Source organism: Pseudomonas glycinae (genome assembly GCF_001594225.2).
GTDB lineage: Bacteria > Pseudomonadota > Gammaproteobacteria > Pseudomonadales > Pseudomonadaceae > Aquipseudomonas > Aquipseudomonas glycinae.
Genome location: NZ_CP014205.2, coordinates 2,245,347 through 2,260,279, shown reverse-complemented (window position 1 = coordinate 2,260,279; position 14,933 = coordinate 2,245,347). Strand labels below are relative to the sequence as shown.

General features: G+C 57.9%; 4 protein-coding genes. All 4 read right to left on the bottom strand.

What is annotated here, in order from left to right; all coding sequences use genetic code 11:
* Window positions 1-58: 58 nt before the first annotated feature.
* Window positions 59-1,801 (bottom strand): hypothetical protein, encoded by a 1,743-nt coding sequence (locus tag AWU82_RS10030; protein ID WP_190241574.1) that lies wholly within the window; start codon window positions 1,799-1,801, stop codon window positions 59-61.
* A gap of 66 nt (window positions 1,802-1,867) precedes the next feature.
* Window positions 1,868-2,170, bottom strand: a complete 303-nt coding sequence (locus AWU82_RS10025; protein WP_064380388.1) for a hypothetical protein — start codon at window positions 2,168-2,170, stop codon at window positions 1,868-1,870.
* A gap of 364 nt (window positions 2,171-2,534) precedes the next feature.
* The gene (locus AWU82_RS10020; protein ID WP_064380392.1) at window positions 2,535-2,942 is read right to left on the bottom strand and encodes an Imm63 family immunity protein; all 408 of its coding nucleotides are present in this window, start codon (window positions 2,940-2,942) and stop codon (window positions 2,535-2,537) included.
* 1 nt (window position 2,943) lies between these two features.
* Window positions 2,944-14,850: a two-partner secretion domain-containing protein gene (locus tag AWU82_RS10015; protein ID WP_064380394.1), complete on the bottom strand. Its 11,907-nt coding sequence runs from the start codon at window positions 14,848-14,850 to the stop codon at window positions 2,944-2,946.
* Window positions 14,851-14,933: the final 83 nt, after the last annotated feature.

Genomic DNA, 14,933 nt, shown 5'->3' with positions numbered 1-14,933 from the left:
CATGAATCTGTCGCAGGTAAATAAATGCGTCCCCTTTTCCCTCCTTTTCCCTCCGAGGTTAAACCCAACGAAGAACAAACTCCCCACCGTAAACAAATGCTGGAGCCGGGTCAAAGTCATGCGCTTTGTCCGAGGTATCGGCCCAATAGTACATAGGGGCGCCTTTGCTCGGCGCACCATAATCGTGAGTACCAGCCGGAGGGCTTCCCAAGGGGCCCCGAATCACAGAAATATTACTACCATCGGGAAACCATGAAATCCATATCCGATGGAAAGTATGACTAGTAGGAACGTCCTTCAAATAGAAAGTAACCATGCTGAGTAACGGGACGCTGGCACCTGAACTTAACAACTGACCGTTGGGGTTACGATCACCTCGACGTACTTCAAGGAATGCTGCCTTTTTAACTACACTCAATCCCCACGCAGGCGATACCGGCGACGCTCCACCCTGCCCCTTGACCGTGTAACTGCGTGCGCCCAACGTCGCATCCACGTGGGTGTACGAGAACACACCTTGAGCACTCGCCGGGACCGTGGCAAGCAAAGTATTCTGATTGCGCACCTCGACCGGTTGACCCGCAACCGCCGGACCGCTGATCACGAGTGTGTTCGCCTTGGTCAAGCCTCCGTTCGGAATGAGCGCACCGGTGGCGGTGTTTTCGTTCACCTTGGTGATGGTTGCGTTGACGTTGGCCACCACCGTCAGGGTCCAGACATTGGAATAAACAGTCCCGGGGTGATACAGCGACTTAATGTAGAACCGATGGGCGCCCTGCGCGACCGTGATGGTGATCGAATAGTCGCCCGCCGCGTTGGCCGTCACCTTGCCCAACGACTTCGCACTCGCACCGCTGCCATCCCACAACTCACCCTGCTGGCCAAGGCTCAGCTTGCCGCTGATCACCAACGTGGGCGCGATGGTCGATCCTCCGATCGCAACGGCCGCACCGGTGGCGGTGTTTTCGTTCACACGGGTAATGGTCGGATCAATAACCGCCGTCACATTGAAGGTCCGCGGTGTCGACGATTGTCCGGAGCCGTACAAGGCTTTGGCCGAGAAACTGTGTCCTGTCAGGGACATGTCGGTAATCGTCAGTGTCCAGATGCCGGTCACTGGATCGGCAGTGGACTGACCTTTGGGTGTCGTGCCATCAAACACCTCGACCCTCTGTCCCTTGGCGGCGCTGCCTTCGAACGTCGCGCTGGTTTCGACGGTGGTTTCACCTTCGCGGATTTCCTCATTGCTTTGAAAGCCCTTGGCCGAGGTGATTTGCGGCTTGTCATCCGCCGCCGTCCCTACGACAAACTCCAACGGATTCGAATAGCTGGTCTTGCCCGTCGCATCCCGAACGATGTGATAGCGGATACTCAACCGTTCACCGCGACGGGCCTCAAAATACTGCAGTACAAACGCCGCATTGAGCGGAAATTTCACGGGTTTGCCGGCGCTCAGTGAGTTGAGGGATTTGCTGTCCGTAAACAGCAGCACACCTTGGTCATCGTGCAATTGCCAGTGCACCACATCCTTGGGCAGGGTCGGATTGTTGACCGGGTTGGGGCAGGTGACTTCGCTGATGCCGTTGGGCAAATCCTTGGGTTCCAGCGCGCCGTCCTTTTCGCCCAGGAGTATTGGCTTGACCAGCTCAAGCTTCTGCTCACCGATGTTCAACGGCGAGGCTGGCGGGGAAGGCCTGCGAACGATTTCGCCGTTCTCGCCTTCGCTGAGTACGTCGTACGACACCACCAGGTTGCCGCCTTTGCCGGGTTTCAGGTACTCGGGGCCGCAAATGATTAACATGCACCGGGGGGGGGGGCAGATTTATTTAATAAAATAAATCTGCCCCCCCCTTTTTACAGTTCCTACTCAATAGTTAAACTTCGTCCGCACTTGTTCTCCTTCGCGATAAGACAGAACAAAAGACTTCCATAGCTCACCGCGCTTGATAGCATTTGCCCTTAATCGCTCCACCAGAAAATAGACCTTTGAATCATCAAAGTCAGCTTCAGCACTCCAGCTTTCTAAACCATTTTTCTCAACACAAAGCTCTGTCTCCATATGGCTTTTACCAACTTCGACATGATAGTGGAATGCGTCATATCCTTGAACGATACCAGCCTCAACGATCTCAAAAACCTCCTTGATAATTTCGAAGTCTTCAGCAATCAATTTATGATCTCCGGAATTTGTTTGGCTTCATTTTTAAACACCACGGTTCTAACCTTGTCATCAATTGTGTAGCTCAGCCTCAGCGAATCCGGTCGTATAGAACTCGGATCGCTACGCATAAACCTGACAGTTGTCACCCCTACCGTTTTGGAAGGGTCATCAAGGGCGTCCTTGACTCTATCCTCATAAAACACTTTGTAAGCCGAGTTATTGAAATTCTTGTCCTGTGGTAACAGATTGTATTTGTGGCAAGTCACACCTTGTGCACATCCTTGAGCATGCCCGCCTACGTCGGTGTCACGCCCTTCTTTACTACAAAGGGGACAGATTTATTTAATCAAATAAATCTGTCCCCCTTTTTTTCTTATACATCCAAGTACGGGGCGTTGATCAATATTAACTCCACCTCATCAGAAGCCCTTTTTTTCCACTCATCACTGATCCGCCCAAGAATTGATACATATTGTGAAAAAAGCAGCCTCCGCGAGTCGACACCAACAACTCTATTAGCCAATTCGTAGTCTGAAGCCAATTTAAAGGCCACACCACTAATTATCCAATACAGCAACTCATCCAAAGAGGTTGTGCGTCTTCTGTATATTTCAAAACCCCTCTCAGAGCATACATAATTAAACTCGTCCGACTTAACCTCCACATGGGGGCTTCCATCTTCTGGCGAACTGCTTTTAACAATCAAAAGAGACCTTGGAGCACCAATTCGCTCACCCAGCGAGTAAATGGCCTTTTGTATTTCTTCAATGACTGAGCTCATATTAATTAGTTCTCCTCAGGTAACCTTCTTTCACTAATCGATCAACATTAAACCTTTCAGAAAGGTCAGGTAAAATTTGAGTCCCGCCTCCAGGCTGACCAAATGCAGGAGCAATCTCCCCCTGAACGACCGGCAATGGCTTGAGCACCTCATACTGATAGTATCCTCCGGCTCTTGAGCCAGGCGCCAATGCTCTTTGATCAAACGGAACACCTTGAGGGGATAAGAAGGAACCTTCAGGGCCACCATAACGGTCCAATTTAGTACCAACTGGCAATGTATTCTTAATAGGATTACCAGAGAAACCTAATTCTTTCGGCCAATCCCAACTACCGTCAGCTTTCTTAAACTGGTCGTAATAAGAAAACCCTCCTGCTTCGTTATCAGCAATGGCGCCGGTCGATGCTTGAGTTTTTGGTGGAGTTACTTTTGCACCATCAGTTATCGAACCACCCTTCGTATCAACCCATTTCCCCCCAATCCACTCAACAGCTCTCCCACCAACATAAGCGGTGATAAGCCCTGTGGCCGCATCGAAAGCCATGCCTCCTAGCTCTTGGGCGGAGGCGGTCCCTACTTTATCGAACTGCTTTTCCAGAGTATGCGAAGGGATCGGGCTGGTAATCCAGTCCTTGAACCCGAGTGCTAACCCGCCAATACCACCTGCGATTGCACCCAAGGTGTCGAAAGGTGACGAAACGGCATTCCAGAACGATTTCGCATCGTTAGCCACACCTCCTGGCCACTCAACAACCTTATTCTGGACCACTGTCCATCCTTCTCTGGCCAGAAATCCGGGGTCCATCGATGGAGGGTAAACACTTGTAACTTCTTTTGGGTCAACGCCTGCAAAGTAAATGGCCTTGGCGGCGTTGTATTCCTCTTGCGTCCATCCTTCTTGTAGTGCCTGCAGTTGAATCTTACGTCCGAACTCCTCCATATCACGCTGTCTTTCGCCATCCAATGCGGCTACCGCCCGGGTGATATTGTCCCGACACGCTTGAGCCCCATCTCCCGAACCGCAAGCCGCTCGAGCGTTATCCGCTTGTACAACTTCTCTGTGTAGCAGCCAGTTGTACTGCGTAGCGTTCCTCGCAATTTCGGCTCCCTGCTCAAGATTCCCACCTACTGCCGCGGCGGCAAGCAGCCCGGTTAGTTGCGACATCATCAAGTGCAACTGATCATTGCCATTCGCAAAGTTAACCAGTTGATTCGTCAACGCTTCGTTGAGCCCTGCGGCTGCCGCGCCAGTGGCAAAATCACCACCGGTTGCCTTCGAAAGCAAGCCTCCCATCAGCGCATGCGCGACAGTCTTTTCAAGACTGCCCTCTGGAAACTTGATGGTGTCACCAACCCAATTGAACCCGGTTGCCATGGCGACGCTACCCGCCTGCCCCACCAGTGCCGCACCAAAGTTGTCACCAAAGCTGCCGCCGCCAATGGCGGTCGAAATGCCACTGGTGATGATCGCCCGACCGGTCGTCCGGATAGCGACGTCGGTAAAGTTGCTGCTCGTCAGGATGTTTGCAGTTTTGCTTGTTCCACCCGCAAACCAGTTGGCGTCTGCATAGTTGAGCACGCCCGCCGTAAACCCGGCGATGGCCGCGCTCTTGAGGCTGTCGGCGCTGAAGGTGTCCTTTAAAGCAGCGCCCAGGTTGCCCTTGTTGCTGATGGTGCTGGTCACTGCGGTGGTGGCCAAAGAGGTGGCAATTGCGCCGCCGAAGCCACCACTGGTCAATGCCAATCCTCCGGGCCCCATGACAAACGACATCATGATCGCGATGGCTATTTGTGCTGCCGGGCCCACACCAGAGTTTTCATATTTGAACGACTCGTGGATTTCCTTGACGCGTCGCCAATCGACGTCTCCACGAGACTCGGCATCTTTCAGCCAGGCCAACTGCGGATCTGCCTTGACCATAGCGTCGATGGTCTGGCTGACGGACTCCTGGTTAACGTCCTTGATATCGATCTTCAGCCCATCAACGGCTTTGATCACCACGTTGCCCTTGGCAATCATCTGGGTCTGACGCAGGGTCTCGTCGGTATTGCCTCGACCTTTGGATGATACCCATGCCGCGCTGTTGTTGGTCTTGGTATGGCTTTCGTCATGAAAGTCCTTGACCCCTTCAAACGTGATCGCGCCACCACTGTCCAGCGTGATGTTGTTTCCGCTTTCCAGTTTGGCAACCTGATAAAGCTGATCGCCCTTGCTGGACAGCGTCAAATCACCGCCCGCCTTGATTTCGGAGCCGATATGCTTGATATCGGTCACCTCATCGCGCTTCAACTTGAGCTTGCCGAAACTGCCCTTTTTCTTCTTGTCGTAGAGCGAGTAATCGGAATCCTGCGCAGCAAGAATATCGAGGTTGTCACCCGCAACCAGATAGGCCTCGTCGCCGGCAGTGATACGGCTGGAAATCACACTGAGGTCTATACCCGCATCCAGTCTGACGTCGCCGCCTGCCGAAATGCCGGACATGACCTGGCTGACATGGTCCTCCTGAACGGTGAGTTTCTTGCTCTTGGACAGTGAGTGGGTTTCATCCGCCGCAGACGTGATGACCACATCTCCGGTTGCCTTGATAGCAACATCACGCTTGGCATCGATCTGACTGGCGATGACGTTGATATCGCGCTTGGCGTCAGCCTTGAAGTCACGACCAGCGTCGATCTCTGCACCCAGTTGGGTGACGTCGCTGCTGTTGTGGCGGTCGTCGTGGAAGACGCTGTTGTTGACCTGGACGGATGAAACGTTGATGTCGCGCCCGGCATTCACGACCATGTCCTGGCCGCTTTTCATCACGCCACCGGCGATGTTGATGTCTTTGGCCGCTTTGACGGTCAGGTCATTGGCCGCTTCGATCCTTGCCGCGTTGTCGGCGTAGTCATGATGCTGGGTGCCAAACCGGGTACTGTTGTCGGAGGACGTGATCGTGCGTTCATTGATCACGTCCCCGGTGCGAGTGGTCAGGTTCACATCGCGCCCGGTGATGATGCCGCCGGACTTGTTGATGATGTTGTTCGTCGCCAGCAGATCCAGACGGTTACCCGCCTCGATCAGGCCGCTGTTGACGATGTCCTTGCCCGCGGTAGCCGACAGATTATTCGTCGCCTTCAACGTCCCGACGTTATCCAGATTCCCGCCGGCAATCAGCGTCACATCCTTACCGGCAATCAGCGCGCCGGTCGGGCCGAGACGGCCGTTGGCCTGGGCCAGATAAAGCACCGGCACCAGCACTTTTTCGCCGTTCACTTCGTGCTCTTCGAGCCAGACGATGTCGTGGGTCAGCGCCGCCACTTGTTCGGCCGTGAGGCCCACGCCCATCGACAGGTTGAGGGCGTCCTTGCTGGCGATGGCGTTGTCCATCAGGTAGCGGAACATGTCCTCGTTGTTGCTTCGGCCATCGATGAAGGCCTGGCCGGTACGCGCGGTCACGGCTTGCTGTACCAGACGCTGTTCAAAGAGGCCGTCACCGAGGCGCTTGGCGCTCTGATCCGGGTCGTAACCGAGTTTGCCGAGCAAGTAGTCCGAACTCATGAACGACTTGAGATTGGTCAGGACCGGGTTGGTTTCGATCAGGTATTTGTGCGCGTTGGACGGCGCCTTCGTGTCCGGCAGACCGGCAACGCGAGTCACCGGACGGGTGTCGATCGACTCTCTGGCATCATTGCCGCGGTCTTTCATGCCGGGACCGGCTGACTTCACCGGCACGTTGACATCGACCGTACTGGCCACCGCCGTGACCACGCTCGGGGACCGATGGAATGTGTCAACCGCGCGCGTGCTATCGGAGACTGCGGGCGGTGCATCAATGAAAAGATTACGCGGGCCGCCACTGCTGCCAGCCACGACATGCTCCTCGGTAGAGACAACCTGCCCCCCCATCGTCCAGGTCGGTGCCGGGCCGGTTGTGCCAACGGGTGCGGTGTCAGCCGCGCCTTGACCGCTCAGGCGGAACAGACCGTTTTCCCCGGTTGGCAGGGAGAAGCCCGGCAGGCTGAGCGGATTGACCTGTTGCTGCGCGACATCGGGTGGCAGTTGGCTGTTGATCCGGATGACGGTGGTACCCGAGTTGCCAACGTTGGTGTTACCCACCTTGTTGGTGCCCCCGGTTGAACCGTAATCCTGATGGATCACACTGTTTTGCAGGTCTTTTGTGGCGGTGATCGATACGTTGCCGCCAGCCTGGATGACCGCATTGCGACCCGTGTTGGTGCTGGCGGCACCGGTGCTGTCAACGGCAACCTCAGTGACGGACTCCGGTTGGTACTGGGTCAACTGGCCAGGAAGTTCGACCAGGTTGTTCGGGTCATACAGGGAGGGGGTTGTGGTTTCAAAGCCGTAGTTCACGTCTGGTATCGCGTTGCCCCATCCACGCAGCTTACTGACGACCGCGCCGGTTTCGCTGTCCTTGAGTGTTACAACGTCAAACCACTCGCCGTCGCGCCCCCCTTCTCTGATACGCGTGGACGTGGGAATGGCCTTACGTATGCTGCCTCCCGCTCCGATGTAATAAACAAATGGAAAATCAGGGTTATTGCGCTGGTTGTAAGGCAACACGACACTGTCAAAGAACCGCTTGGTACCACCGTCGGTCATGCTGAGTACGTAAGTACTTGTGCGTTCGATGGTGCCGCTTTTCGCCCCGATGTTTTTGAGACTGTCTGCGGTGATATTGATATTGCCGCCAGCAGCGACGGTGCTTTTGCTATTGAGAAACGTACCGCCCTGGAAAACAAAATCCTTGCCGACATTGAGCACTGCCGAGGGGCTGCTATCAGCGTCCGTACTTTGATAAAACTCTTTGGCCATCAGCGTGAAGACGTAATTGTCACCCTGGCAGTCATTGCAAATATTGGCGATATAGCCCGATACCAATTTGCGGTCACCCGACATCACCGGCCCTTCGGTACGGTTCTCGAAAACATCGGCGTTGATAGTGAACCCGTTCCCGCTCTCCATCGAGCCGGAGATGTTGTAGACGCCTGCCGCCCGCGTGGCCCCACCGTAACCTTTGATGGTCACGTTGCCCAATCCGTAGAAATCACCATGCTGGTTGGTCAGACTGCCGACACTCAGCGTCATGTCCTTGCCGCTGAAGATCAGCCCGCGGTCATTGAGCAACGAAGGGGTGTTGATGTTCAGGTTCTGCGCCGCACCCAACGTGCCGTAGTTGACGACACTGCCGGCGTTCACGGTCAGATCTTCACTGGAGGTGATGCGGCCCGAGTTGACGAGCGATCCACCGGTGCTGATCGTCGACGATCCGCCAGCGGCGATGCTGCCGGCACTGCCGATGTTGACTTGCGCTGCACTCAGGTTCAGACCACGCTGACTCGACATCCGCCCGTTGCCGCCATAGGCACCGGTCAGTTGCATATCGATCAGGCCATCACTGGCGAGCAGGCCGTCGTTGGTCCAGTTGCCCCCACGTATCTGCAGAAGATCGGAGGCCAGCAGCTTGCCGCTGGCGGTCTGGCTGAACTGGCGGACGTTCACGTTCAAACGCCCGGCCTGAATCACGCTGGAGTTGTTCCAGGTGTCGGCCGTCAGGTCCAGCAGGCCACCGGTGGTAATGCTGCCGCCGGCGCCGATCACGTTGGCCGTGGAGAGATCGAATCGGCCACGGCCGACGTGGTTGAGCTGCCCGCCACCGTTGAGGAAGCTGCCGACGGCCAGGGTCATGTCGGTGTTCGCGGTTTCCAGCACGCCATTGCGGTTGTCCAGCAAGCCGCCGATCTGGAACTCGGTCTTGCCGGAGGTGCCCAGCGAACGCAGTCGGCCATTCTGGTTATTGACGCTGGCCGCTTTGACGGTCAGTCGGGTGTTGCTTTCAATGACACCCGCGCCGTTGTTCAGCGCACCACTCAAGCCAAAATCGATGCGCTCGGCGGCAATTTGCCCCGCACCGTTGTCCAGACTGGAACCGCTTACGCCAACCAGCCCTTTGGCGTAGATCACGCCATTGCGGTTATCGAATGCAGCGGTGGTGATGTTCGCGTCGGTGGCTTGCGCCGAGATGCGCCCACCGTTGTTGTCCAGACCGGCCAGTGCCGAAAGCTTCAGGCCCTGAGCCTGAATGACGCCGCCCTGGCGATTGTTGTTCAGGTCGAAGCCATTGCGCAGGACACCGACGGTACGCGCCTCAAGCGCGCCCTTGATGCTGGCCAGAATTCCGCCGCGGTTATCGATACTGGCCCCGCCGATCGTCACGTCGCCTTCCTGAGCGATGATTTTTCCGCTCTGGTTATCGAGATCGCCAGTAACGTCGAGTGTCAGGCCGGTCTGGCTCTGGATCGAACCTTTGCCGTTGGCCAGGCTTGCCGCCTTGAGTTGCAGGCTGCCGGTCTGGCTGTAGATCAAGCCGTCGGCATCGTTGCGCACCGCGCCGCTGGCGGTGATCTGCAAGTCATCCTTGGCCGCAATGGTGCCTTTGCTGCCGTTGTCCAGCGAGCCGGTCTGCAGTTGCAGCGAGCCTTGACTGGCGAGCTGGCCGTTGCGGTTGCTCAGATCGCTGACGCCTTTGATCACGACCGGACCGGTGCCCGCCAGTTTGCCGGCGTTGTTGTTCAGCTGTCCCGACAGATTCAGGTTGATCGCGCCGTTGGCCGCGAATTTGCCCCCGCTGTTATCCAGGCTCGTAGCGTTGGCAGTGAGCGCCTGTAGCGCGTTGATGGAACCGCCTGCGTTGGTCAGTGCAGTGCTGGTGATGTCCAGTGCGGCGCCACTGTCGATCAGGCCGCCCTGATTGTTGTTGAGTGCGCCTTTGAGCGTGAGGGTCTGCCCTGCCGCACTGCTGAGGATGCCTTTGTCGCTGTTGTCGAGGCTGGCGGCATTGACGATCAGATTGCCTTGCGCAACCAGCGCGCCGGTACCGCTGTTGAGCAGAGCGCCCTTGAGATCGACCGACACATCGCCGTTGCGGCTTGAGAGCGTGCCGTTGGCGCGGTTGTCCAGACTGTCGCCACTGACGCTCAACTGCTGCCAGCCCGAGAGCAAGCCGTTCTGGTTGGTCAGGGTCGTACCGCTGAGCTTCAGTTTCTCGCCGCTGATGATCTTGCCGGCATTGTTGTTCAACGCCCGGGCAATGACGTCGAAACCCAGGCTGCTGGAGATTTCACCGCTCTGGTTGTTCAGGTCGCGCAAGCGCTTGAGGGTCAACGGCCCCTTGGCCGTCAATAAACCATTGGTGTTGTCGAGGTCGCCATTGGCAAGGTCCACGGTGACAGCTTTGTCGCCCAGCAGACGCCCGCCGTTCTGGGTCAGGGAGGTCAAGGTCAGGTCGATGTCGCCGCCGGCAGAGACTTCACCGCCATTGCTGGAGTCCAGCGCTGTCGCCGTCAGCGATAGACTGCCCTGGCTGTTGATCAAGCCTTTGTCGCGGTTGTTCAGGGCCATGGCATTGAGCGTGACGCTGCCGATGCCCTGCAAAACACCGCCCTGGTTGTTCAGGTCGGCGCTGCCAATGCGCAACGCTTGCGCTGCGCTGATCAGACCGTCGTTGTCATTGCGCAGCAAACCGTCTGCGGTCAGGTCAAGGTCGGCACGGCTGATCAGGCTGCCGCCGCTGTTGTTAAGACTGCCGGCCCGGGCATCGATCGATGCTGCACCGATCATGCCTTTGACGTTGTCCAGTGCCTGGGCGATGCGCAGCGTCAGGCTCTGGGTGCTCAGCAATTTGCCATTGCCGTTGTCCAGATTTTGCGCCGCCACGGTAAAGGCTTCACCGCTGGAAATTTCTCCGTCCTGGTTGTTCACGCCATTGAGCTGCTTGAGCAGCAACGTACCGGGTGCATTGATCAAGCCATTCTGGTTATTAAGCTGGCCATTGTTCATGTCCAGGCTCAGGCGAGTGTTGCTGAACAGCTTGCCGCCCTGCTGCTCGAGCCCGGTGACCGACGCCGTCAGAGCGCCCTGGCTGCCAATCTGCCCGCCATCGCGGTTGGTGACCTTCCCCGCGACGAGGTTCAGGGTATCGGCGCTGCTGAGCTTGCCGGTGCTGTTGTCGAAGTCGCCTGTGGTGACGCTGGCCGCGCCCTTGGCGCTGAGTGTGCCTGCCTGACGGTTGTCGAGACGGGTGCTGTCGAGCACCAGCGCCCCATCGGTAACCATCGCACCGCCCTGGTTATCAACGCTGCCGCGACTCTCGATTGTCAGGTCCGCAGCGCTGGAAAGGCTGCCCTTGATGTTGGTCAGTTGCGAGGTTTTGACCGTCAGCACGCTTTCGCTGCTGACCTTGCCCTGGCTGTTGTCGAATGCACCGCCCAGCGTCAGAGCCATGGCCTGCTGACTGAGCAACTCGCCACCGCTGTTGTCCAGTGAATCGCCGTGCAGGTCGAGCGAAGTGCTGGCATTGATCAGGCCCTTGTTGCGGTTGATCAGTTGCTCAACGGTCAGCGTCAACGACTGGCCGGTGAAGATCTTGCCGGCGTCACTGTTGTCGAGTTTTTTGCCAATCACCTGCAGGTCGCTGTTGGTGCTGATTTCACCGCCGCGGTTATCCACGTCGTCGACGTTCAAGGTCATCGCCTTGGTCGAGCCGAGCAGTCCGCCCTGACGGTTGTCGAGCAGGTCGGCATCGAGTTTGAGGACGCCGGTGGCGATCAACTGGCCGTCCTGGTTATCGAGCTTTTTCGCCTGCACGGTGGCATCCGACTTGCCGGCGATGCTGCCGCCACGGTTGTCCAGCGTCTGCGCCGTCAGTTCGAGTTTGCCGTCGGCAATCACCGTACCAAGCTGGTTATCCAGGGTGTTGTCGGTCGTCAGCGTCAGCGGGCCACGGCTGCTGATCAAGCCTTCCTGGTTGTCGAGGCTGGCGCTGTGACTGTCCAGCGATGTACCGGAAATAACGCCTTTGGTGTTGTTCAGCGCCTGCGCAATACGCACGGTCAGACCCTGTTGGCTCAGCAGTTTGCCGTTGCTGTTGTCCAGGTCATGGGCGGTCAGTGCGAAGGCTTGCTGGCTGGAGATTTCGCCGCCCTGGTTGTTCACGCCATTGAGTTGCTTGAGCAGCAATTCGCCGGGCGCATTGATCAAACCGTTCTGGTTGTTCAACTGGCCATTGTTCAAATCAAGACTCAGGCTGGTCTTGCTGAACAGTTCACCGCCCTGCTGATCGAGGCCGGTGACCGACATGGTCATGGCTTGCTGACTGGCGATGCGGCCTGCAGCGTTGTTGACCTGCCCCGCCGTGAAGTCCAGGGTTCCACCACTGATCAGGCGCCCGCCCTGACTGTTGTCGACATCGCCGCTGTCGATCCGGCTGTTGTCCTTGCCGGAGATCAGACCTTTCTGGCTATTGTCGAGACTGGCGCTCTTGAGTTTCAGAGTGCTGTCGGTGCTGATGGAGCCACCCTGATTGAGCAGCGTGCCAAGACTGGTCAACGCCAGGGCGCCGGCGCTGGTCAGGTTGCCGGCATTGTTATCGACACGGCCGGCATCGATGGTCAACGTGCCTTCGCTGCTGATGAGCCCCTGGCCGTTGAGCAGTGCATCGTCCAGTGTGATGACCAGGCCCTTCAAGCTATCGAACGAGCCACCGGTGTTATCCAGCGTGCTGCCGGTCAGTTTCGTCGCACCACTGGCGACGATCATGCCTTTGTTCTGGTTGATCAACCGGGTAACCGCCAGTTCCAGATCGCTGGCGGCGAGAATTTTGCCGCCGTCGCTGTTGTCCAGACGCTGGCCCTTGATGTTGAGCAACAGGCTGCCAGATAGCTCGCCCGCTCGGTTATCGATGTCATCGACCGCGAGAGTCAGCGCTTTTTTAGTGCCGATCAGCCCGCCGTTACGGTTGTCGAGTGTGGTGCCGGTCAGGCTCAGATTGCCCTGTGCGACCAGTGCGCCGCCCTGCTGTTGCAGCAGGCCGATGGTCGCGGTCAGATCGCCCTGGCTGGAGATCCGCCCTTTGGCGTTCTGCACCTCGCCGGCCTTGATACCGACAGGACCGACAGCGCTGACCAGACCATTGCTGTTGTCCAGTCGCGTGCCCGCGTAGGTAACGCCAGCCTTGCCGATGATCAGACCGTTGTCGCGGTTATCCAGTCGATCGACGTTCAGCGTCAGTTGCCCGTCGCCTTGCAGAGCGCCGCCACGGTTGTCTGCCGAATCACTGCGCAAGGCCAGCGTGCCTTTGCCGATGACCTTGCCGTCACGGTTGTCGAGATGACCGGCCTGCGCGTCAATGGCGCCCCTGGCGGTGATTTCGCCTTTGTTGCGGTTGTCGAGCAGACCGCTGACCCGCACTACGAGACCGCCATCGCTGACCACGACCCCGGCGTCCCGGTTATCAAGGCTGCCGGCCTTGAGATCGAGAGCAACGCCGGAACCGAGCACGCCGTCGCGATTGTCCAGCGCCGCGCTGAGATCAATATTGAGCCCCAGATCACCCAGGATCTGGCCGCCGAGGTTGTTGACGGAGGTCCCGCTGAGTCGAGTGATAGCGGAACTCGAAACCTGGCCGTTGCTGTTGTTCAACTGACCGATCGTGGCCGTCAGGCTACCCTTTGCGTCGATCAAACCCTGGCTGTTGAGCACTTGATTGGCGGTCACGTTCAGCGCGCCTTTGCTCAGCACACGTCCGTCATTCTGGTTGTCCAGCGTGCCTGCAACGATGCTTGCGATCTGCGCGGCGCTCAGCGTGCCGCCCTGGTTGCTCAGCACCTGTGCGGCATTCACCGCCAGATTGCGGCTGGCCACCAGGCTCCTGCCACGGTTGTCGATGTTTTGCGCACTCAGGCTCAGATCACCATTGGCATTACGACCGCCGTCAGCATTAACCCCGGCTTCGATCGCCCCGGCGTTGGTCAACTGACCACCCGCACTGAGGCTGATGCTGTCCCGCGCCGCAAGCGTCTGCCGGTTGGTCAGGTCGCCCTGAGTCTGCACGTTCAGCGAGGTGCCGGCGTACACCGCCGAGCGGGTCTCCAGGCTGGCGGCCTTGACGTTGACCGCGCCGGTGGCCGAAGTCTCGGCCAGGCTCAACTGGCCGTTGGCGTCGAGCTGGATGTCACCGCCACTGGCGATCAGTTTGCCGTCGAGTTTCACCCCCACCCCGGCCTCGGTGCCGACCAGTTTGATCGCCCCGGCGTACATGCCGCCCAGTGCCGAAGAGTCGATGGCCAGTTGCGGTTTGGCGCTGCCGTCGTCGGCGCGGGCCGTGGCGTTGAGCGATTCGGCGTTGACGTCATTGCGCCCGGCAACGATGGTCAGGTTTTTCGCCTGGATCTCGGCGTTGATCTTCGCGCTGCGGGTGATGATTTCGAAGCGGTCGACATTGGTTGCATTAAGCCCGGCACCTTCGATGGCGACCGAGCCCTGATCGACCTGGAAACGATCCAGTCGACCGCTGCCATCCAGCACCGGTTTGCCGGTGGTGAGGGTGACGCGGGGCGTGTTGATGAAACCGCAACCATTGCAACTGATGCCGTACGGGTTGGCGACGATCACCCGCGCCGACTGCCCCGCCACTTCGGTGTAGCCGCGCAACTGGCTCGGGCTGCCACCGATGACTTCGTTGAGAATCGCCTGCGCCGAACCACTGTTCTTCAGGTGCGGGTTGTCAATGATGTAGCCACCCAATTGAGTGGATGAAGCCTGGTTGGAGCCGTTGTTGAGGATGACGCCCTGCGCGCTGACGTTGTAGTCATGAAACTGGTTGTGCGACAGACCCGCCCCGTTGGGCGTGGCGATATTGATGATCTGCACGCCGTTGCCGGCGCGGTCGAGCGTAGTGCCAGGGTTGGCCACCACAATGCCGTCGGCCTGTGCCCACATTGGTTGCCAGAACATCACGTTGGCCAGCAAAAACGCCAGTCCGCGCTTGGGCATACCGCAGAACTGATCACGGCTTTTTACGGCGGCAGATGGCAGGCGAGCGAGAAAGGCGAACTGACGAACGTCCATGTAAAGGTCTCAATGCACAGGCAGGATGGGCGATTTGAAGGCAGGCGCGACGATTCCGACGGGGTTGCTAATGGCGCCCGTCA